This is a genomic window from Pseudomonas sp. QLc11A (assembly GCF_052112305.1).
GTDB classification, from domain to species: domain Bacteria; phylum Pseudomonadota; class Gammaproteobacteria; order Pseudomonadales; family Pseudomonadaceae; genus Aquipseudomonas; species Aquipseudomonas laurylsulfatiphila.
This window is the reverse complement of record NZ_JAVAJJ010000021.1, coordinates 112467-133124: the sequence shown is the minus strand read 5'-3', so window position 1 is coordinate 133124 and position 20658 is coordinate 112467. Positions and strand designations below refer to the sequence as shown.

General features: G+C 60.9%; 19 protein-coding genes. 7 read left to right on the top strand and 12 right to left on the bottom strand.

Annotation, left to right across the window (positions count from 1 at the left end; translation table 11 throughout):
* A partial coding sequence (locus Q8X48_RS25710; protein ID WP_407802792.1) for a beta strand repeat-containing protein occupies positions 1-2935 on the top strand: 2935 nt, incomplete at its 5' end.
* Positions 2936-3212: 277 nt separating this feature from the next.
* On the opposite strand, the gene Q8X48_RS25705 is transcribed toward Q8X48_RS25710, so the two are convergent.
* Positions 3213-3914 carry an EthD domain-containing protein gene (locus Q8X48_RS25705; protein ID WP_407801712.1) on the bottom strand — a complete coding sequence of 234 codons (702 nt, stop codon included), beginning with the start codon at positions 3912-3914 and terminating at the stop codon, positions 3213-3215.
* A 326-nt stretch (positions 3915-4240) separates the two neighbouring features.
* On the opposite strand from Q8X48_RS25705, the gene Q8X48_RS25700 reads away from it, so the two are divergent.
* A complete protein-coding gene (locus tag Q8X48_RS25700) occupies positions 4241-5155 on the top strand; it encodes a LysR family transcriptional regulator (RefSeq protein WP_407801713.1) in 915 nt (304 codons plus the stop codon).
* Here Q8X48_RS25700 and Q8X48_RS25695 read toward each other — a convergent pair.
* Both Q8X48_RS25695 and Q8X48_RS25690 read right to left on the bottom strand, forming a co-directional pair.
* Positions 5145-5921 (bottom strand): substrate-binding domain-containing protein, encoded by a 777-nt coding sequence (locus Q8X48_RS25695; RefSeq protein ID WP_407801714.1) that lies wholly within the window; start codon positions 5919-5921, stop codon positions 5145-5147. The genes Q8X48_RS25700 and Q8X48_RS25695 overlap by 11 nt on opposite strands.
* Before the next feature lie 26 nt (positions 5922-5947).
* Entirely contained in the window at positions 5948-7252 is a 1305-nt protein-coding gene (locus Q8X48_RS25690; RefSeq protein WP_407801715.1) for an MFS transporter, read from the bottom strand.
* Positions 7253-7627: 375 nt separating this feature from the next.
* On the opposite strand from Q8X48_RS25690, the gene Q8X48_RS25685 reads away from it, so the two are divergent.
* Positions 7628-7966 (top strand): FKBP-type peptidyl-prolyl cis-trans isomerase, encoded by a 339-nt coding sequence (locus Q8X48_RS25685; RefSeq protein ID WP_407801716.1) that lies wholly within the window; start codon positions 7628-7630, stop codon positions 7964-7966.
* A 19-nt stretch (positions 7967-7985) separates the two neighbouring features.
* Here the strand turns inward: Q8X48_RS25685 and Q8X48_RS25680 are convergent, their stop codons facing one another.
* Positions 7986-8309, bottom strand: coding sequence for a protealysin inhibitor emfourin (locus tag Q8X48_RS25680; RefSeq protein WP_102675626.1), 324 nt, complete (start codon positions 8307-8309; stop codon positions 7986-7988).
* Positions 8306-9367, bottom strand: coding sequence for a M4 family metallopeptidase (locus tag Q8X48_RS25675; protein ID WP_407801717.1), 1062 nt, complete (start codon positions 9365-9367; stop codon positions 8306-8308). The genes Q8X48_RS25680 and Q8X48_RS25675 overlap by 4 nt, the downstream gene beginning before the upstream one ends.
* A gap of 200 nt (positions 9368-9567) precedes the next feature.
* On the opposite strand from Q8X48_RS25675, the gene Q8X48_RS25670 reads away from it, so the two are divergent.
* Complete coding sequence (locus Q8X48_RS25670) at positions 9568-10044, top strand: MEKHLA domain-containing protein (protein ID WP_407801719.1); 477 nt, start codon at positions 9568-9570, stop codon at positions 10042-10044.
* 7 nt (positions 10045-10051) lie between these two features.
* Here the strand turns inward: Q8X48_RS25670 and Q8X48_RS25665 are convergent, their stop codons facing one another.
* Positions 10052-11173: a cytochrome P450 gene (locus tag Q8X48_RS25665; protein WP_407801720.1), complete on the bottom strand. Its 1122-nt coding sequence runs from the start codon at positions 11171-11173 to the stop codon at positions 10052-10054.
* Positions 11174-11252: 79 nt separating this feature from the next.
* Here Q8X48_RS25665 and Q8X48_RS25660 point away from each other — a divergent pair, with 79 nt between their 5' ends.
* Complete coding sequence (locus Q8X48_RS25660; protein ID WP_407801721.1) at positions 11253-12026, top strand: ArsR/SmtB family transcription factor; 774 nt, start codon at positions 11253-11255, stop codon at positions 12024-12026.
* Positions 12027-12301: 275 nt separating this feature from the next.
* On the opposite strand, the gene Q8X48_RS25655 is transcribed toward Q8X48_RS25660, so the two are convergent.
* The 5 genes from Q8X48_RS25655 to Q8X48_RS25635 all read right to left on the bottom strand — a co-directional run bounded on the left by Q8X48_RS25655 (position 12302) and on the right by Q8X48_RS25635 (position 18559).
* On the bottom strand, positions 12302-13321 hold the full coding sequence (locus Q8X48_RS25655) for a branched-chain amino acid aminotransferase (protein ID WP_102701816.1): 1020 nt from the start codon (positions 13319-13321) through the stop codon (positions 12302-12304).
* A 269-nt stretch (positions 13322-13590) separates the two neighbouring features.
* Positions 13591-14973 carry a dihydrolipoyl dehydrogenase gene (gene lpdA / locus Q8X48_RS25650; RefSeq protein ID WP_126046103.1) on the bottom strand — a complete coding sequence of 461 codons (1383 nt, stop codon included), beginning with the start codon at positions 14971-14973 and terminating at the stop codon, positions 13591-13593.
* An 18-nt stretch (positions 14974-14991) separates the two neighbouring features.
* Positions 14992-16263 (bottom strand): dihydrolipoamide acetyltransferase family protein, encoded by a 1272-nt coding sequence (locus Q8X48_RS25645; RefSeq protein WP_407801722.1) that lies wholly within the window; start codon positions 16261-16263, stop codon positions 14992-14994.
* Entirely contained in the window at positions 16264-17322 is a 1059-nt protein-coding gene (locus Q8X48_RS25640; protein WP_015095444.1) for an alpha-ketoacid dehydrogenase subunit beta, read from the bottom strand.
* Position 17323: 1 nt separating this feature from the next.
* The gene (locus Q8X48_RS25635; protein WP_007976592.1) at positions 17324-18559 is read right to left on the bottom strand and encodes a 3-methyl-2-oxobutanoate dehydrogenase (2-methylpropanoyl-transferring) subunit alpha; all 1236 of its coding nucleotides are present in this window, start codon (positions 18557-18559) and stop codon (positions 17324-17326) included.
* Positions 18560-18744: 185 nt separating this feature from the next.
* On the opposite strand from Q8X48_RS25635, the gene bkdR reads away from it, so the two are divergent.
* On the top strand, positions 18745-19233 hold the full coding sequence (bkdR, locus tag Q8X48_RS25630) for a Bkd operon transcriptional regulator BkdR (protein WP_095967630.1): 489 nt from the start codon (positions 18745-18747) through the stop codon (positions 19231-19233).
* Positions 19234-19350: 117 nt separating this feature from the next.
* Here the strand turns inward: bkdR and Q8X48_RS25625 are convergent, their stop codons facing one another.
* Entirely contained in the window at positions 19351-20214 is an 864-nt protein-coding gene (locus Q8X48_RS25625; protein WP_407801723.1) for an MBL fold metallo-hydrolase, read from the bottom strand.
* A gap of 96 nt (positions 20215-20310) precedes the next feature.
* Between Q8X48_RS25625 and Q8X48_RS25620 the strand changes: the two genes are divergently transcribed.
* Positions 20311-20652 carry an ArsR/SmtB family transcription factor gene (locus tag Q8X48_RS25620; RefSeq protein WP_007976596.1) on the top strand — a complete coding sequence of 114 codons (342 nt, stop codon included), beginning with the start codon at positions 20311-20313 and terminating at the stop codon, positions 20650-20652.
* Positions 20653-20658: the final 6 nt, after the last annotated feature.

Here is a 20658-nt window from a genome sequence, read left to right as displayed (position 1 = left end):
CATCAGCGACGTCGACAGCGCCGCCACCTTCGTCGCCCAAACCAACACCGCCGGCAGCTACGGCCAGTTCTCCATCGGCACCGACGGTGCCTGGACCTACGTCGCCAGCTCCGCCCACAACGAGTTCGCCGCCGGCACCACCTACACCGACACCTTCGCGGTGAGCAGTGCCGACGGCACCCTCACTTCGGTCACCGTGAATATCCTCGGCACCAATGATGCGGCCGTGCTGTCCGCCGACATCGCCAACCTCACCGAGACCCATGCCGCCGTCGACATTTCCACCGCCGGTACCCTGACCATCAGCGACGTCGACAGCGCCGCCACCTTCGTCGCCCAAACCAACACCGCCGGCAGCTACGGCCAGTTCTCCATCGGCACCGACGGTGCCTGGACCTACGTCGCCAGCTCCGCCCACAACGAGTTCGCCGCCGGCACCACCTACACCGACACCTTCGCGGTGAGCAGTGCCGACGGCACCCTCACTTCGGTCACCGTGCATATCGCCGGCAGCAACGACTCACCGACTATCACGTCCAACGGTGGCGGTGCGACGGCTTCGATCAATGTGGCGGAGAACACCACGGCGGTCTCGACAGTGGCGGCGACCGATGCTGATCTACCAGCGCAGACGCTGAGCTACTCGATCCTGAATACGGCCGGGACGGACTTCAGCAAGTTCTCGATCAGTTCGAGTGGGGTGCTGACGTTCAATTCGGCGCCCGATTACGAGAGTCCCCAGGATGTCGGTGGTACCGATGGCGACAACGCCTACGTTGTGGATGTTCAGGTGTCCGACGGCAATGGCGGAGTCGACACGCAGACGATTACGGTGAACGTGCAGAACGTCGTTGAAACTCCGATTGATACAACACCGCCAGCTTCACCGACTGGGCTGACTTACAACAACTCCGGTACAAACCATAAGCTTTCAGGGAGCGCCGAAGCTAATTCATTCATTAAGGTTTACCTGGACAATGGCAATGGCGTGTTTGGCGCCGGCGACACAGAAATTGGGACCGGAACGACCAATACCGGCGGTCAATTCGCCAATATTGATTTGGCTGGCAAGTTTACGGGTACCAAGACGCTATTTGTCACGGCTATGGACGCGGCAGGCAACGTTAGTGCTGCAACAAGCATTAGCCTGACTTACCCTGCGGGAGTGTCCGGAGAAGCAATTAACCTTGCGATTGCTGATCCATCGGCAGGCCTGAGCGATAGCTTTGTTGTCACAATTGCCGACGTTCCGTCAAATTGGACTCTAAACGCCGGAATCAACAACGGCGACGGCACCTGGACCGTGCAGACCAGCGATCCCGGAGCATTGACCGTGACAACACCAGAAGGCTTCGCGGGCGCTGCGGTACTCCACATCAACATGACCTGGACTAACGCCGACGGCAGTGTGGGCAGTTCCTATGTATTCAATAACGTCGAGGCCTTTGCCCCCGACACGCCGATCTTCGCCCTGTCCGCTGACGACAACCTGACCGGTTCGTCCGGTACCGACACCTTCGTCTTCGCCCAGCCGATCGGCAACAATCAGATCTACAGTTTCGATGCCACGGCAGACAAGATCGACATGATCGGCTTCACGGGCGTCACCGGCTTTGCTGACTTGAGTATCACTAACGACGCCAATGGCAATGCATTGGTCAGCATAAGCTCGGGTCAGACGGTCACCCTGAAAGGTGTCGATGCCGCGAACTTGAGCGAAGCGAACTTCCAGTTCGATGTCGATCCGCTCACCAACAACGCCGGCACCCTCACCATTGCCGACGGCGCGATCATGCCGTTCGGTGGCAGCATCCATAACAGCGGCACCATCGAGCTCGGCTCCAGCGGCAACGAGACCAGCCTTGAGATTCTGTTCCGTGGCGCGACCTTGACCGGTGGCGGCCAGGTGCTGCTATCCGACAACGCGCAAAACGTGATTTTCGGCGGCAGCGCCGACACGGTGCTCACCAATGCCGACAACACCATCTCGGGTGCCGGCCAGTTGGGGGCGGGGCAGATGATGCTGGTCAACTCGGGCCTGATCCTTGCCGGCGGCGTCAATGCGCTGGTGATCGATACCGGTAGCAGCGCTGTCACCAACACGGGAGTGCTGCAAGCCAGTGGCCGCGGCGGATTGGTGATTGAAAGTGCGCTGGTCAACAGCGGTAGCCTGTGGGCGAACGATGGCAATATCTCCATCCACGGAGATGCCCAAGGCGCGGGAAGCGCGACTATCAGCGGTTCGGCGATACTGGAGTTCGGTGCGGCCTCCGATCAGCATGTGACGTTCGACAGCGGCGCGGCAGGCACGCTCAAGCTTGATGTATCGACGGCGTTCAGTGGCAGCGTCAGCGGTTTTGCCGCAGGTGACAAGCTGGACTTTGGCGATATTGCGTTCGGCGACGATACGCAGATCACCTATGCAGCGAATGACACAGGCACCGGCGGCCTGCTGATGGTGAGTGACGGCGCACATGCGGCGCAGATCGCGCTGAATGGCCAATACGCGGCGGCGGGGTTGCAGGCGAACGCCGAGGGCAGTGGCAGTGAGCTGGCCTACGATGCTGCGGCGGCAAACCACAGGATGCTGGGCGGTCTGGCCAACGACACGCTGGTCGGCGGTGCGGGTGACGATCTGTTCCTCGGCGGGCAGGGCGACGACACGTTCTACGGCGGCCTCGGCAACGATACCTTCATGTTTGCTGCCGCAGGCTTCGGCAACGACTCGATCCAGGACTTCGACCTCAATCCGAGCGGAGGGCAGGACTTACTCAATATTGCGGGGACGGGGATCAACAGCGAGACGTTCGCTGCCAACGTGAGCATTGCCGCTGACGGGGCAGATACGGTGATCGGGATCGGCGTGGACTCTATTCGCCTTGTCGGCGTCAGCAGTGCAGGTATCGATCAGGCGGACTTTATCCTGGCGGTATGATGCTTTTGCTGCCGGCCGCTCGTTGCTACGCGGTTGCAGGCCCCATCGCGGATAAATCCACGATGGGGCCTGTGGGAGGTATTCTCAAGAACTTTGATGTGGGTTGACTGACTTGCTCAGCGCGTGAAGCGGTCATCCCATCGAAGTCAGCAAAGGGGTTTCGATAACCACCTCATTCTGGGGCAGCTCGTAATTTGGCACGACTACTTCGTCACCCCCTGTTGCAGTAGTCTGAATAAAGCTGTGATCCGGGGGCACGCTTGGCGATTACCCGGTCCTACAGACAGTACTGGCTGGTAGGCAGCACGTCGATCTTGTCGAAATCGATGAATCGGCTGCAGCTGTCCATCATCGTCGCCAGGTTACGCTGGAATTTCGCTTCGTCGCCCACTGCATCGAAAAAGGCCCGGGGATCGGTCATGGCAGCGGGTGGGAAACATTCTTCGACTATGGCATCGATCCTTGGCGCACCGTGCGACAGCGCCAACACCACCAGGTTTTGCACGTATTGGAAGTTGTCCTGCGTGTCTACGGCCACCTCAGTGTGATGGTTGCGCCAGATGTCCAGCCAGGCTTCGGGCGTCAGACGCGGAGGTCGGGTCAGCAGGGCCAACTGGGCGAACCCGTGAGTACGTTCACCGGGCGTTGAAGGGAAGCGAGTATTGGCGATGGCTACCGACTCGCATACCAGGTAGGCAGCCATGCGTGCCGTTGCGCCCGTGATGACGCTGTCGAAAGGACGACGGGCGGGCCCGTTGGCACTGTCCAGCCACAGCGACAGGCTGGCATCGGGCAGTGGTCGGTTGTTTTCCTGGCGCAGTCCGGCTGCGGGCTGCACATCGGCATCGGACAGGTTCAATTGCACACCACAGGCACCGAGTGCCAACAATTGCCCGGCGACTTCACTGCGCAGGCGATGGGTGAAGGTATCAGGACTGACTTGAGTATCACGCCACAGCAGATAGATGACTTTTTCCATAGCTATCAAGCGCCTCGTTGGGATTGTTGGATGAAGCAACCGTGCAGACACGTGGGGAAAATACGGGCTTCATGGTTGATCAAACTCAGCCCTCGGTAATACCTCAAACAGACTATTCAACAAAAAAACAGGCGGGGAGATGCCGGCGCTTTGGGTTCGGGCGCACGTTCGACTGTCCGCTTCTGGCTGTGGATTCAATCGATCGAGCTTCTGCTGCGCGTCATGTGTACCCAGTGAACATGACCGGCTCAGCCCATAAAGCTTTGCATCAATTGGTTACATTCATAGAATAAGCTGATCAATCTGCCTCGTTTCCGGGTAACGCCATGGCGATCAACTTCGACCTCAATGACCTGCAAGCCTTCCGTGCCGTGGTCGAGCAGGGCAGCTTTCGCAAGGCCGCCGATACGGTGCGCATTTCCCAGCCCGCGTTGAGCCGGCGGATCGAAAAACTCGAAGATGCCCTTGGCGTGCGCCTGTTCGATCGCACCACGCGCAAGGTCAGCCTGACCCAGGCCGGACGGGGTTTCATGCCCAGCGTCGAGCGCCTGCTGGACGATCTGGACGTGGCATTGCTGGGCATCAGCGAAGTCGCTTCGACCCGGCTCGGCCATGTCACGGTCGCCTGTGTACCCTCGGCGGCTTACTACTTCATGCCGCGGGTGATCGCGCACTATCACCGGCAGTTTCCGCGGATCAAGGTCAAGGTGCTGGACTCCAGCGCCCACGACGTCTTGAGCGCGGTGGTCAATGGCGAAGCGGATTTCGGCCTGAGCTTCATGGGCACGCTGGAGGCCGAAGTGGATTTCGAGCCCCTGGTGCAGGAAGGGTATGTCGTGGCGTGCCGGCGCGATCATCCGCTGGCGGGGCGAAGCAGTGTCACCTGGGACGAGTTCTATCGGCAGGATTACATCTCGCTGGATAAAACCTCGGGCAACCGCTTTCTGCTGGATCAGGCGTTGACCGGGGTGGTGCCGCAGCGGTCGAGTATTTGTGAAACCCGTCATGTGACCACCATGATTGGTCTGGTGGAGGCCGGGTTGGGCGTGGCGGCGGTGCCGTTGATGGCGATGCCGGCGGCGGATCATCCGATCCTGACACGGGTGCCGCTGACCGATCCGCAAGTGATGCGCAGCGTCGGTCTGATCAAGCGCCGGGGTCGAACCCTGACCCCGGCGGCATTGGAGCTGGAACGGCTGGTGGTGGAGATGAAAGTCCTGCAGCCGTCGGTCAGCGACTGACCGAGTCCAGTCCGGTCGCCTTCACATCCGGTTGAGCCTGGGTCGAGGCCAGGTATTCCAGCAAGGCCTTGGCTTCGGCCGGGTGCTGTGCCCCTACCGGGATGCCGGCGGCAAACCGGGTCACCGATTGCACGGACTCCGGAATCTTCGCCACGAAACTGACCCCCGGCACCGGCAACAATTCGCTGACCTGCTGAAAGCCCAGTTGATAGTCGCCGGTGGCAACCACGGAGCCCACGGGGATTTTCGGCACCATGGTCGATTTGCGCTTGAGCTGGTCTTCGATCCCCAGGCGCTTGAACAGCTGCTGCTCGATGTACACGCCGCTGGCACTGTCGGAGTAGGCCACCGATTTCGCCTCGAGCAATGTCTTTTTCAGGCCCTCGACATTGCTGATGTCCGGCTTCGGTGCACCTTCGCGCACCACCAGGCCAATGCGCGAATCCGCCAGTTCGACCCGTGAAGCAGGGTCGACCTTGCCTTGTTTGATCAGGTCGTCCAGTGCGTAGCCGACCATGATCACTACGTCTGCTTGCTCACCCCGGGCCAGGCGATTGGGAATCGCCTCCGGGGCCTTGCCCATGGATGGGCCGAGTGCGGTGTCGAGGGTATTGCCGCTGGCGGCGGCGAACTTCGGGCCGAGGATCTTGTAGGCCGCCGTGAAGCCGCCGGAGGTCATCACACGGATCTCTTCAGCCTGGGCAATGCCGCTCAATCCAAGGCTGGCCACCAACGCGAAGGCGGCAAAACCGAACTGTTTTTTCATGATTGTGTTCTCGATCAAGGGCAGGTTCACGACGCCACCGGTTGCAGATGATTCGATGCGCGGCGATAGAGCATGAGCGTCGCGCACAGCGCGCACAGTGCTGCAAAGCTCATCCAGTAGCCTGGCGCCGCCTTATCGCCGGTGTACTGGATCAGCAAGGTCGACATCGCCGGGGTGAACCCGCCGAACACGGCCGTGGCCAGGCTATAGGCGAGGGAGAAACCGGCCACCCGGACTTCCACGGGCATGATCTCCGTCAGCGCCGGGATCATCGCGCCGTTGTACAGGCCGTAGATGAACGACAGCCACAACAGCACCAGCAGCATGTGGATGAAGCTGGGCGCGTTCACCAGGTAGGTCAGCACCGGGTAAGTGGTGGCGATGGCCAGCAAGGCCATGGCGATCAACACCGGGCGTCGACCGATACGGTCCGAGAGTGTGCCGCCAATCGGCAGCCAGATGAAATTCGAAACACCCACCAGCAATGTCACCAGCAGCGCATCGGACGTGCTCAGGTGCAGGACGGTTTTACCGAAGGTCGGTGCGTATACCGTGATCAGGTAGAAGGCGGTGGTGGTCAGGGCGACCATCATCATGCCGGCGAACACGATCAGCCAGTTTTGCCCCAGGGTGCGGAACACCTCTCTCATGCTCGGGCGGTGTTTACGGGTGGCGAACTCTTCGGTTTCTTCCAGGTTGCGCCGCAGCAGGAAGATGAACGGCACGATCATGCAGCCGACGAAGAACGGAATCCGCCAGCCCCAATCGGCAATCACACTCGGCGCCATCCACTGGTTCAAGGCATAACCCAGTGCGGCGGCGACGATGATCGCCACTTGCTGGCTGCCCGACTGCCAACTGGTGAAAAAGCCCTTGTGGCCGGGTGTGGCGATTTCGGCGAGATATACCGACACGCCACCCAGTTCCGCACCGGCGGAAAAGCCCTGCAGCAGCCGCCCGATCAGCACCAGGGCCGGGGCGAACAAGCCGATGGTTTCGTAACCGGGCACTAGCACTATCAGGATCGTACCGCTGGCCATGATCGACAGGGTCACGATCAAGCCTTTGCGTCGACCCACGTCATCGATATAGGCACCCAGCACCACGGCGCCCAACGGACGCATCAGAAAGCCTGCACCGAACACGGCGAAGGTCATCATCAGCGAGGCGAATTCGCTGCTGGCCGGAAAGAACACGGCAGCGATCTGCGTGGCATAGAAACCAAAAAGAAAGAAGTCGAACTGTTCGAGGAAGTTGCCCGAGGTAACCCGGAAAATCGCGCTGGCCCGGGAGCGACCGGCAGTCGCGGGCTGTTGGATTGATGCTGTCATTGACCTGTACTCCACCGCTTTTATGACGTGCGCCGACTGGACGCGGCGCACGGTTGTTATTGGGGCGGATAGTGGAGCAGGGGCATCGATATGTTAATTGCATTGTTGGCATGCATTGATGTGCAAAGCGGATCAATGCATTTCAGAGAAAACGCTATTCGCTGTGTGCCCGCACAACGCTCTCGGTGCCCAACCGATACTGATTGTTATGGCCATCAGGGCGTTGAACCGTACGGGTAATGGTTGATTATTTTAGTTCAGCAAACCGCTTTAAACGCAGCGCGCGCAGACGGCAATGGTTGCCAATCGCGGGCAAATCTGGGAAAACGGCGCCCATCGGGCCCTTGAGGGCGAGTGAGCATACGAGTGAATTCAATGAATGATGAGCTTCAGGTAATCGATCTGCAGTTGGGTGACGGAAAGGCCGCGGTAAAAGGCGCGTTGATCACCACCCAGTACCGTGGCTGGCTGGAGGACGGGAGCGAATTCGACTCTTCCTATAGCCGGGGCAAACCCTTCCAGTGCGTGATCGGCACCGGGCGGGTCATCAAGGGCTGGGACCAGGGCATCCTGGGCATGCAGGTCGGTGGCAAGCGCAAGTTGCTGGTGCCGGCGCACCTGGCCTATGGCGAACGCACCATGGGCAAGATCACGCCGAATTCGAACCTGATCTTCGAAATTGAATTGCTGGAAGTGCTGACGCGGGATGATTGACCGGTGGGGGCGGGGAGATCTACAGCAACTGCCCCGTGTCCCAAAGATGGACCAGCTCTCCCGGTGCCTGGTCCTCCGGCACTTTAAGCACCATCCGGTCTTCCTGCCCGCCTGACCGATAGTTCACCTCTATCTGGTAAAAGCGCTGGTCGCCACGCCCGGATACCGTGCTGTCCAGGGTCAGGCAACCCTCCAGTACCGAACAGATGCGGGTGCGCTGGCTGATGTCGCATTGCGCAAACTCAATCTCCCGAGGGCGGCTCAAGGCGTGGATCGCCGCGAAACCGCCCTGGCGGGAGAGGCGAACCCGGGCGTCGTCGCCCAATGCAGGCAGGGTTTTCATAGGGTCTCCGTGATTTCGATGCCCGTTTGAGCCCAGCCCTGGCGCACGGCCTCGACTTCTCGCGCACCGAAGCGTTGGGCGGCATGGTCGACGGTCAGCCGGGCGAAGGCATCGAAATCGGCGTCCGGATTCAGGCGTTTGTCGCACAGGGCGTCGTACCAGATCACCCCGGCTTTCTTCCAGGCGAACCCGCCAAGCGCTCTGGCTGCCAGATAAAACGCGCGATTGGGGATGCCGGAATTAATGTGCACACCACCATTGTCCTCCTGGGTGATGACGAATTCACGCATGTGATCCGGTTGCGGATCCTTGCCCAACAACGGGTCGTCGTAGGCCGTGCCCGGGTGGGACATCGAACGCAGGCCTCTGCCATTGATCTTTGGCGTCAGCAAGTCAGCCCCGATCAGCCAGTCCGCCTGCTCGACGGTGTGGCCAAGGACGAACTGCTTGGTGAGGATGCCGAACACATCCGACAGCGACTCGTTCAAGGCCCCGGACTGGTTGGCGTAGATCAGTCCGGCCGTGCTTTCGATCACGCCATGGGCCAGCTCATGGGCGACCACATCCAGCGAGCGGGTGAAGCGCTGGAAAATTTCCCCGTCACCGTCGCCGAAGACCATTTGCGCACCATTCCAGAAGGCGTTTTCGTATCCCTGGCCATAATGCACGCTGCCGACCAAGGCAAATCCCTTGTTATCGATCGAGTCGCGACGCAGCACCTTCCAGAAGAAATCATAGCTGGCACCCAGTGCATCGTAGGCTTCATCGACGGCCGCATCGCCTGTGGCCGGCTGGCCTTCCATTCGCACCGGCATACCCGGCAACAGCATTTTGTTCTGGGCGTCGTGCAGGCTGCGCTGGACCACTCCCGGCTTTCCGGGCGGCGGCAGAATCGCCCGCTCCGGCGGCCGCGAAGGTGGCCCGGGATTGGGCAGCAGGTTTTGCACATGATGCAGGGTGATCATCGCCGCCGTGCGCTGCGGTTCTGAGCCGTGGGCGATGATGCGGTTGAGAATGTAGGGCGGGATAAAACTGCGCAGTGCTGGTGAGTCGTTCATCCGTGCATCCCTGGCGTGACAGCGGTCGATACTGATGTGATCCGGGCACCGCGCGTTCGGTTCCGTACCGGGTCCTTGTGCGAGCTGGTTCGCGATATCGACACGTCAGTCGACAATGATGTTGAATATCACGCCTGCGTCGCGAGCCCGCTCGCTGCCACAGGTTTTGTGTTTGAACTCACCCGCCTTACAGGAAGCCCATGTCGCCAGCCAATGAATTTCTGGAGATGGTTCAACAGCTGGATGTCGCTTACCGGCACTGGACCGGTGCGCGCTTGCCGGCTCCGCAATTGCTGAGCGAAGACGAGCGCCTGGCCTGGCTGCATGCTCACGCGCCTTTTGCTTTGCTGGCCCATGGCACCGAGGCCGATCCGCTGTTTTATTACGCCAACGAGCAGGCCCTCGCCAGTTTCAAGTACCCGCGCGAGCAGTTTATCGGCATGCCTTCGCGTTTCAGTGCGTCACCACTGGACCGGGACATGCGCCAGACGCTTCTGGAGCAGGTCACGGCCCATGGCATTGCCCATGGCTACAGTGGTTATCGGGTGGATCGGCAGGGCAATGCCTTCATGATTCATGAAGGCAAGGTGTGGACGCTAGTTGATCAGCAGGGTGTGCATTTGGGGCAGGCGGCGTTGTTCTGGCCGGATGCTGAACGGGTTGGGCAGTTGGACTGAGCGTCGATCAAGCGACCGGCCAATCCCTGAACAGCGGAATTCGTCCATTCGCGGACGGGCGGTAGTGCCAGGTCAGGCGGTCCAATTCCGGCTTCATCGCCAGAATGTGCCGGACGGTAGCGCCAGCAATACTCAACGCCAGTGACTGCCCCGGACATTGATGGCGCCCCGCACCAAAAGTGAAGCTGCGCCGGTTCGGGCGGTCGAGCAGAAAAGTGTCGGGGTTGTCGTTGAGCTGCGGGTCGCGATTGGCCGAGGCCAGCAGCACCAGGATCACATCCCCGGCATTCAGCCTTGTGCCGTCAATCTCGCAGGGGGCGGCGACGAAGCGGCGGGTGTTTTGTACCGGCGGGTCGAAGCGCTGTACTTCGGCCAGCAGGTCTTCGATAGAGGTTGATTCGCTGTGCAATGACGGGTGTTGAATCAATGCCAGCACGGCATTGCCGATCAGTCCGGCAGTGGCCTCGAAGGTCTGGGAAAACAGGCCGATCAGGTTGGCGATCAGGGTTTGCGGTGCGCCGCCGGTGAAGCGCTGGCGGATGCCTGCAAGCAGGCTGCTGTGGTTGTCCGGGTCGGCCAAAAGCTCGGCACAGTAACCGCTCAGTTGTTCGGCGGCGGCATGGGCGGCGGCCAGCTGTGCCGAGGTACTCAAGGGCGACAGGCAAGCCACGAAGTCCGCCGTCAGTTCACTGATGATTCGGCCCTGAGCCGGAGTGAATCCCAGCAACGCCGCCACCACGCACACTGGCCCACGGAACATGGCGTTGTACAGGCCGACGGCGTCGGCGCTGATCAAGCGGGCGCTGACCAGGCTCTCGACTTCCCGCGTATCGATCAAATCCAGCCCCGGCGCAATCGCCGACCGTGGGCAATGCTGGCGCTCACCTTCATTCATGCGCATCAATTGGCCGAACACCTGGCCGGCCATGCCATCGGCAATCGCCCTGGGGACTGGCTCCTGCGCGGGACGAACCTGGCAATCGGCATGCGCCAGCACGGCAGCCACCGCCCGGGCGCTGCTGGCCACCCACATGTTCAGCCCCGGATGAAAAGCCAGCCCGCCCTCGGCACGCAGTTGTGCGTAGTAGGGATAAGGATCGGCATGGGTCGCAGCGATGATCGGGTCCATGGGTCACAGCCTTTTGTTGTTGGAAAGTGTTGCTACTATCTCCAGTCCGAAAGGGCGTTGATTCGTCCGGGAGCGAAATATGAGTGCAGAACAACACGACATGGGCGTCTCGCAGGTGGCGGCGGCCATCGCCGAGCCGGCGCGGACGAAAATCCTCTGTTCGCTGATGGACGGCCATGCCCGCACCAGCACCGAGCTGGCGGCGGTGGCCGAAGTCAGCGCGTCGACCGCCAGTGCCCACCTGGCCAGGCTCAAGGAGCTGGCGCTGGTGCGGCTGCACGTCCAGGGACGTCACCGCTATTACAGCCTGGCGGACAAACGTGTGGCCCAGGCCCTGGAAGCGCTGATGGTGATCGGCCAGAACACGGCGCCGCGCTTCCAGGCGCGGACCCCGGATCGCCTGCAGTTTGCCCGTACCTGCTACGACCATATGGCGGGCACCCTGGCGGTACTGTTGCATGACCGGATGCTCGAAGCGGGCTGGCTGGAGGAAACCGACGAACAGGCCTATCGCTTGAGTGACAGTGGTTCGGCAATGTTTCAGGGGCTCGGGATTGAAGTGCAGGATCTGAGCACGCTGCGCCGCCGCTTTGCCTGCCCATGCCTGGACTGGAGCATGCGCCGGCCGCACCTGGGTGGATCGCTAGGGGCGGCGTTGTTGCAAACGGCGCTCAAGCGCAAGTGGGTGACCCAGGATCTGGACAGTCGGGCGTTGGCGTTGACGGCGTTGGGGCGTAAGGAGATGGCGGGGCGGTTTGGGGTTGAGTTGCCGCTGCTGGTTGAAGGTAATGGCAAAAGATTACCAATCGCGGCAGCTCCGACCACACCAGGTGCATCCATTAATGATCAATAGCATTTTTCCGGTGCTTCTGTGGTGACTGACATACTGCCTTCGCGGGCAAGCCCGCTCCCACAGGGATTTTCAGTGTGTACAAGATCTGCGAACGACACAAAACCAGTGTGTGCGGGTTTGCTCGCGAAAGCGGTGTGTCAGGCAATGATGATGTCGAATCTGACGGCCCCTTCGCGAGCAAGCCCGCTCCCACAGGGGGGACTCGTCAGTACGATGCAAACAAAAAGCCCCCCGTCGGTCACCCGATGGGGGGCTTTTGTGCTTCTGGCGTCAGGTCAGACCTTGACGATCCAGCCCGCTGGCGCTTCGATGTCGCCGGTTTGCACGCCGGTCAGCTCTTTGTAGAGCTTCTGGGTGACCGGGCCGACTTCGGTTTCGCTGTGGAACACGTGCAGGTGGTCGTTGTAGTCGATGCCGCCAATTGGCGTGATCACCGCCGCAGTACCGCAAGCACCGGCTTCCTTGAAGTCGGAGAGCTTGTCGATGAACACGTCGCCTTCAACCACTTCCAGGCCCAGACGGGTCCTGGCCAGCTCGATCAGTGACAGACGGGTGATGCCCGGCAGTACCGATGGCGAGTTCGGGGTCACGAACTTGTTGTCGTGGGTGATCCCGAAGAAGTTGGCCGAACCGACTTCCTCGATCTTGGTGTGGGTCATCGGATCCAGGTAGATGGCGTCGGCAAAGTGGGCTTTCTTGGCCTTGGAGCCCGGCATCAGGCTGGCGGCATAGTTGCCACCGACCTTGGCCGCACCGGTGCCTTGTGGCGCTGCGCGGTCGTAGCTGGAAATCTGGAAATTATGCGGGGTCAGGCCACCCTTGAAGTAGGCGCCGACCGGGATGCAGAAGATCGAGAAGATGAACTCGGGGGCGGTACGCACGCCGATGTTGTCACCCACGCCGATCACGAACGGGCGCAGGTACAGCGCGCCGCCGGTGCCGTACGGCGGAATGAAACGCTCGTTGGCGCGGACCACGGCCTTGCAGGCTTCGATGAACTGCTCGGTGTCGACTTGCGGCATCAGCAGACGGGCGCAGCTGCGCTGCATGCGCAGGGCGTTCTGGTCCGGGCGGAACAGGTTGATCGAGCCGTCCTTGCAACGATAGGCCTTCATGCCTTCGAAGCATTGCTGGCCATAGTGAAGGGCAGTGGAGCCTTCGCTGATGTGCAGCACGTTATCTTCGGTCAGGGTGCCCTTGTCCCATTCGCCATTGCGAAAGTACGACAGATAGCGCTTGTCGGTCTTGATGTAGTCAAAACCCAGCTTGTCCCAATTGATGCTTTCGTTACCCATGACACCCTCTATCACTTAACAACCGCCGAAACGGTTCAAGGCTTCTGACGTTTTTTGGATGGGGACAACAATACTTCATTCCGGGCTGGTTTCGCAGCCCGGACTATCGGCTGATTGGCAGATAAATGATGTCGCCCTTGAAAATTCGCGAGCAAGCCCGCTCCCACATTGGATTCTTGGTATGCCATAGATCTTGCAAACACCACAATCACTGTGGGAGCGGGCTTGCCCGCGAAGAGGCCATCAGTCAAGCCACCAATCGTTCTGAATCAAAGATGCAACGCATGCCCCAGCGCACGCAACGCCGCTTCCTGCACCGCCTCGCCGAGCGTCGGATGCGCGTGGATGGTGCCGCCGATGTCTTCCAGCCGCGCGCCCATCTCCAGGCTTTGCGCGAACGCCGTGGACAATTCGGACACGCCGACACCGACCGCCTGCCAGCCGACAATCACATGATTGTCCCGACGGGCGACCACACGCACGAAGCCGCTTTTCGACTCCAGGGTCATCGCCCGGCCATTGGCGGCGAACGGGAAGCTCGACACGATGCAGTCCAGGCCTGCTGTCCTGGCCTCGTCCGGGGTCTTGCCGACCACCACCAGTTCCGGGTCGGTGAAGCACACGGCGGCGATGGCGGTCGGGTTGAACTCGCGGGATTTACCGCTGATCAGCTCGGCGACCATCTCGCCCTGGGCCATGGCCCGGTGCGCGAGCATCGGTTCGCCGCTCAGGTCGCCGATGGCATAGACGTTGCGCATGCTGGTCTGGCAACGGTTATCGATCTTGATCGACGAACCGTTCATGTCCAGGTTCAGCGCTTCGAGGTTCCAGCCCTGGGTGTTCGGCTTGCGACCGACGGCTACCAGCACCTGATCGGTTTCCAGGTTCAGGGTCGCGCCGTTCGGGGCCAGTACTTGCAGCGTATTTTCTTTTGAATCAAAGCCTTGCACGCTGTGTTTCAAGTAAAGCTTCACGCCGAGTTTTCTCAGTTCGTCGTGCACAGGCTGGGTCAGTTCAGCGTCGTAGGCCGGCAGGATGCGCTCCTGCGCTTCCACCACGCTGACCTCGACACCGAGCTTGCGATAGGCAATGCCCAGCTCCAGACCGATGTAGCCACCGCCGACCACAATCAAGCGCTTGGGCACGGATGTCGGCGCCAGAGCTTCGGTGGACGAGATGATCGGCCCGCCAATCGGCAACATCGGCAAGTTCACGCTTTTCGAACCGGTGGCCAGCACCAGGTGCTCGCACAGAATGCGTGTGTCGCCGACCTCGACGGTTTTACCGTCAACCACTTTGGCCCAGCCTTGAATGACCTGGACCTTGTTCTTTTTCAGCAGCGCGGCAACGCCGGTGGTCAGGCGATCGACGATGCCGTCTTTCCATTCGACGCTCTTGGTGATGTCGAGGGTCGGCGCCGAAACGCTGATGCCCAGGGCCGAAAGCTGATGGTGCTGCTGCGTCTGATGAAACTGCTCAGCGACGTGAATCAGTGCCTTGGACGGAATGCAGCCGATGTTCAGGCAGGTGCCGCCCAGGGATTGGCCTTCCACCAGGATTGTCGGGATGCCCAGCTGGCCGGCACGGATCGCCGTCACATAACCGCCAGGACCGCCGCCGATAATTAGCAGCGTGGTGTTCAGTGTCTGCATGACTTTCTCCACAAATGCTTAATCGACAAAGAGCGTGGCGGGTTGTTCGAGCAGGCCACGAATGGCCTGGATGAAGAGCGCCGCGTCCATGCCGTCGACCACGCGGTGATCGAAGGAGCTGGAGAGGTTCATCATCTTGCGGACCACGATCTGGCCTTTGATCACCATCGGCCGTTCGACGATCTTGTTCACGCCGACAATCGCCACTTCCGGCAGGTTCAGCACCGGCGTGCTGACGATGCCGCCCAGGGCGCCGAGGCTGGTCAGGGTGATGCTCGAGCCGGACAACTCATCGCGGCTGGCCTTGCCGTTGCGCGCGGCGGTGGCCAAGCGCGAGATTTCCGCTGCGCTGTCCCACAGGCTGCGGGCTTCGGCGTGACGCACCACCGGCACCATCAGGCCAATATCGGCTTGCGTGGCAATACCGACATGCACGGCGCCGAGGCGGGTGATGACCTGTGCCTCATCGTCATAACGGGCGTTGATCTGCGGGAAGTCACGCAGGGCGACGACCATGGCGCGGACCAGGAACGGCAGCAAGGTCAGCTTGCCGCGAGTTGCACCGTGTTTTTCGTTGAGGTGCACGCGCAGCTCTTCCACGGCGGTGACGTCGATTTCTTCGACGTAGCTGAAGTGGGCGGCGCGCTGGGTGGCGTCCTGCATGCGCTGGGCGATCTTGCGGCGCATGCCGATCACCGGGATCTGCTGTTCATCGGTGCGCTGGGTGTAAGCGCTGCTGACCGTCGATGCATTCGACTGACCCTGAGCCAGGTAGGCATCCAGGTCTTCATGCAGCACACGACCGGCCGGGCCGCTGCCACGCACCAGGCGCAACTGAATGCCCAGGTCCAGCGCATGCTTGCGCACGGCCGGGGAGGCCAGCGGACGTTCATCGGCCGCGCGAGCCACCATAGGGCCCTGGCATACAGCCGCTTTCGGCGCTGGGGCAGCGACCGGTTTGCTTTCAACCACGGCTTCAACTTTAGGGGCGACCACCGGGGCTTCTTTAACGGGAGCCGGTTGCGCCGACTCCTTAACGTTGCCCGCGCCTTCGACTTCAATGCTGATCAGCACACTGCCAACCGCCATGACTTCGCCCGGCTGACCGCCGAGGGCAATCACCTTGCCATGCACCGGCGACGGGATATCGACCATCGCCTTGTCGGTCATGACATCGGCCAGCACCTGATCTTCGACGACCATGTCGCCGACCTTGACGTGCCAGACCGACAATTCAACTTCTGCAATGCCTTCACCAATGTCCGGCATTTTAATGACGTGCGTGCCCATTCAGACCTCCATGACCCGTTTCAACGCCGCGCCCACTCGGGACGGCCCTGGGAAATACGCCCACTCTTGTGCGTGCGGGTAAGGGGTGTCCCAACCAGTGACGCGTTCGATCGGCGCTTCCAGGTGGTGGAAGCAATGCTCTTGCACCAGCGACACCAGTTCGGCACCAAAGCCGCAGGTACGGGTCGCTTCGTGCACCACCACGCAACGGCCGGTCTTTTTCACCGATTTGACGATTGTTTCCAGGTCCAGCGGCCACAGGCTGCGCAGGTCGATGACTTCGGCGTCAACGCCGCTTTCTTCAGCAGCGACTTGCGAGACGTACACGGTGGTGCCGTAGGTCAGCACGGTGACGTCCTTGCCCGGACGGGTGATCGCAGCGACGTCCAGCGGCACGGTGTAGTAACCGTCCGGGACTTGCGCGGCAGGGTGTTTCGACCACGGGGTTACCGGGCGGTCGTGGTGGCCGTCGAACGGGCCGTTGTACAGGCGTTTGGGCTCGAGGAAGATCACCGGGTCATCGTTTTCGATGGAGGCGATCAACAGGCCCTTGGCGTCGTACGGGTTGGACGGCATCACCGTGCGCAAACCGCAGACCTGGGTGAACATCGCCTCGATGCTCTGGCTGTGGGTCTGGCCACCGTAGATACCGCCGCCGCAAGGCATGCGCAGGGTCATCGGTGCGGTGAACTCGCCTGCCGAGCGATAACGCAGGCGGGCGGCTTCGGAAATGATCTGGTCGGAGGCCGGGTAGACATAGTCGGCGAACTGGATCTCGGCCACCGGGCGCAGACCGTAGGCGCCCATGCCCACGGCGACACCGACGATGCCGCTTTCAGAAATCGGCGCGTCGAACACCCGGGAGGTGCCGTACTTGTTCTGCAGGCCTTCGGTGCAGCGGAACACGCCGCCGAAGTAGCCAACGTCCTGGCCGAAGACCACGACGTTGTCGTCACGTTCAAGCATCACATCCATGGCCGAGCGCAGGGCCTGGATCATGGTCATGGTGGTCGTGGTCATGGCGGTTTCCAGCTCGATATTGTTGTTGTGATCGTTCATGTCAGATCCCCAACTCTTGACGCTGGCGCTTCAAGTGCTCCGGCATCTCTTTGTAGACGTCTTCGAACATGGTCGCAGCGCTTGGAATCTGGCCACCGGCGAGGGTGCCGTACTGTTCGGCTTCTTTCTGCGCGGCGATCACTTGGGCTTCGAGCTCGGCGCTGACCGCGGCGTGTTCCTCTTCGGACCACTGGCCGACCTTGATCAGGTGCTGCTTGAGGCGCGCAATCGGATCGCCGAGCGGGAAGTGGCTCCAGTCATCGGCAGGGCGGTATTTGGACGGATCATCGGAGGTCGAGTGCGGGCCGGCGCGGTAGGTGACCCATTCGATCATGGTCGGGCCGAGGCCGCGGCGCGCACGTTCGGCGGCCCAGGCGGAGGCGGCGTAGACCGCGTAGAAATCGTTGCCGTCGACCCGCAGGGAGGCAATGCCGCAACCGACGCCGCGACCGGCGAAGGTGGTGGCTTCACCACCGGCGATTGCCTGGAAGGTGGAGATTGCCCACTGGTTGTTGACCACGTTGAGGATCACCGGCGCGCGGTACACGTGGGCGAAGGTCAGGGCGGTGTGGAAGTCCGACTCGGCGGTGGCGCCGTCGCCGATCCAGGCCGAAGCGATTTTGGTGTCGCCCTTGATCGCCGAGGCCATGCCCCAGCCCACGCCCTGGATGAACTGGGTGGCGAGGTTGCCGGAGATGGTGAAGAAACCGGACTCCTTGACCGAGTACATGATCGGCAATTGCCGGCCCTTGAGCGGATCGCGCTCGTTGGACAGCAGCTGGCAGATCAAGTCGACCAGCGGCACGTCGCGGGCCATCAGGATGCTTTGCTGGCGGTAGGTCGGGAAGCACATGTCGTCGATGTTCAAGGCCAGGGCCTGGGCGCTGCCGATGGCTTCCTCGCCGAGGCTCTGCATGTAGAACGACATCTTTTTCTGACGCTGGGCGACCACCATGCGGTTGTCGTAGATGCGGGTCTTGAGCATGGCGCGCATGCCCTTGCGCAGGATCTCCACCGGCACGTTTTCGGCCCACGGCCCAAGGGCATTGCCCTGGTCGTCGAGCACGCGGATCAGGCCACGGGCCAGGTCAGCCGTGTCAGCCGGTTCAACATCGATTGGGGGTTTGCGCACCGTGCCGGCATCGGTCAGATGCAGGTAGGAGAAGTCGGTTTTACAGCCGGGACGGCCCGAGGGTTCGGGGACGTGCAGGCGCAGCGGTTCATACGCTTGGGTCATGGCTTCTACGCTCGATCTTGTGAATTTCTTGTAGTGAGCTGACAGATTTCGTTCGGTAGAAGAATTCTTGTCCTACAACAATCATAGGCCCGCCCAAGAAGAATATTTCTCTCTGTTTCGTTGCGCTAAAGATCATTTGCAGATAAAAAACCTGCATAAGCATAAAAAACAGGTGGTTTTGTCTCATGCGCAAACTGGACCGTACCGACATCGGCATTCTCAACAGCCTTCAGGAGAATGCGCGCATCACTAACGCCGACCTTGCACGCTCGGTGAACCTCTCACCGACGCCGTGTTTCAACCGGGTCAAGGCCATGGAAGAACTGGGGGTGATCCGCGAGCAAGTGACGTTGCTTGATGCCGACCTGCTGGGGTTGCACGTGAACGTGTTCATTCACGTCAGCCTGGAGAAGCAGGTGGAAGAGGCGTTGCAGCATTTCGAAGAGGCGATTTCCGATCGCCCCGAGGTGATGGAGTGCTACCTGATGGCCGGCGACCCGGACTACCTGATCCGGGTGCTGGTGCCGACCATCCAGTCGCTGGAGCGTTTCATGATGGATTTTCTGACCAAGGTGCCTGGAGTGGCGAACATACGTTCGAGCTTTGCGCTCAAGCAGGTTAGGTACAAAACCGCGCTGCCGTTGCCGGCCAATGGGCTGACGCTGGGCACCTGAAATAACGATCACCTTGTAGGAGCGAGCTTGCTCGCGATGGACTTGAGGGCAACGCGTTTGTTCAGAAAACTCGCGTTATCGTTAACGTCCATCGCGAGCAAGCTCGCTCCTACAGGGTCAGAATTTGTTCAGGGGGATTTTCAGGTAGGTCACGCCGTTGTCCTCGGCCGGCGGCAAGTTCCCCGCCCGCACATTCACCTGGATCGCCGGCAGTAACAGTGTCGGCATCCCCAAACCCGAATCGCGCCGGGTGCGCATTTCCACGAAGGCGTTTTCGTCGATACCGTCGCGCACGTGAATGTTGTTTTTGCGCTGTTCACCGACGGTGGTCATGCATTCGGGAGTGCGGCCTTCCGGCGGGTAGTCGTGGCAGACGTACAGGCGCACGCTGGCGGGGAAGGCCAGCAGCTTGCGGATCGAGGCAAACATCTGGTTGGCATTGCCACCGGGGAAGTCACAACGGGCAGAGCCGACATCGGGCATGAACATCGTATCGCCCACCAGAATCACATCACCGTCGATCAGGTAGGCCATGTCCGCCGGCGTATGGCCGGGCACGTGCAGGGCGGTCGCCTTGAGGTTGCCGATCATGAACGACTCGTCGGGGGCAAAGAGGTGATCGAACTGCGAACCGTCGACTCGAAATGATGGCTCCAGATTGAACAGCGCCTTGAACACGTCCTGGACCTTGCTGATCGACTCGCCGATGGCGATTTTTCCACCCAGCTTCTGGCGCAGATAGGGTGCGGCGGACAGGTGATCGGCGTGGGCGTGGGTTTCCAGCAGCCATTGCACTTGCAGTTTGCGGGCACGGACGAAGGCGATGATTTTGTCAGCCTGGGTGGTCGCGGTACGCCCGGCGGCACCGTCGTAGTCGAGCACGGGGTCGACAATCGCACACTGCCCGCCATCGGCCTCGTAGACCACGTAGCTGTAGGTCGAGGAGGCGGGGTCGAGGAAAGCTTCAATCAGTGCGGGCATGGACACGAACCTGTGCAGGGGTGGAAAAGTCAGTTGCAACACTTTATGTAAAAACATAATGTTCGCAGCTTAAGTGACGTTGAAGGCATCCTGCAAATGCAATCCAGTCTGACCGAATGTGAAGTCGCCCAACTGCGCGCCTCGGCCTCCAAGGCTTGTGCGCTGCTCAAGGCCCTGGCCAATGAGGATCGCCTGTTGATCCTGTGCCAGCTGACCCAGGGCGAGCGCAACGTCGGCGAGCTGGAAAAAATGACCGGCGTGCGCCAACCGACCCTGTCCCAGCAACTGGGGATCCTGCGCGATGAAGGACTGGTCGCGACCCGTCGTGAAGGCAAGTACATTTTTTACGGTCTCGCCAGTCACGAGGTGATCCAGGTGATGAAAACCCTCTCCGGGCTGTATTGCGGGGCGGTGCTTAAAAGCTGGGTTCAACCTTGATTTTAT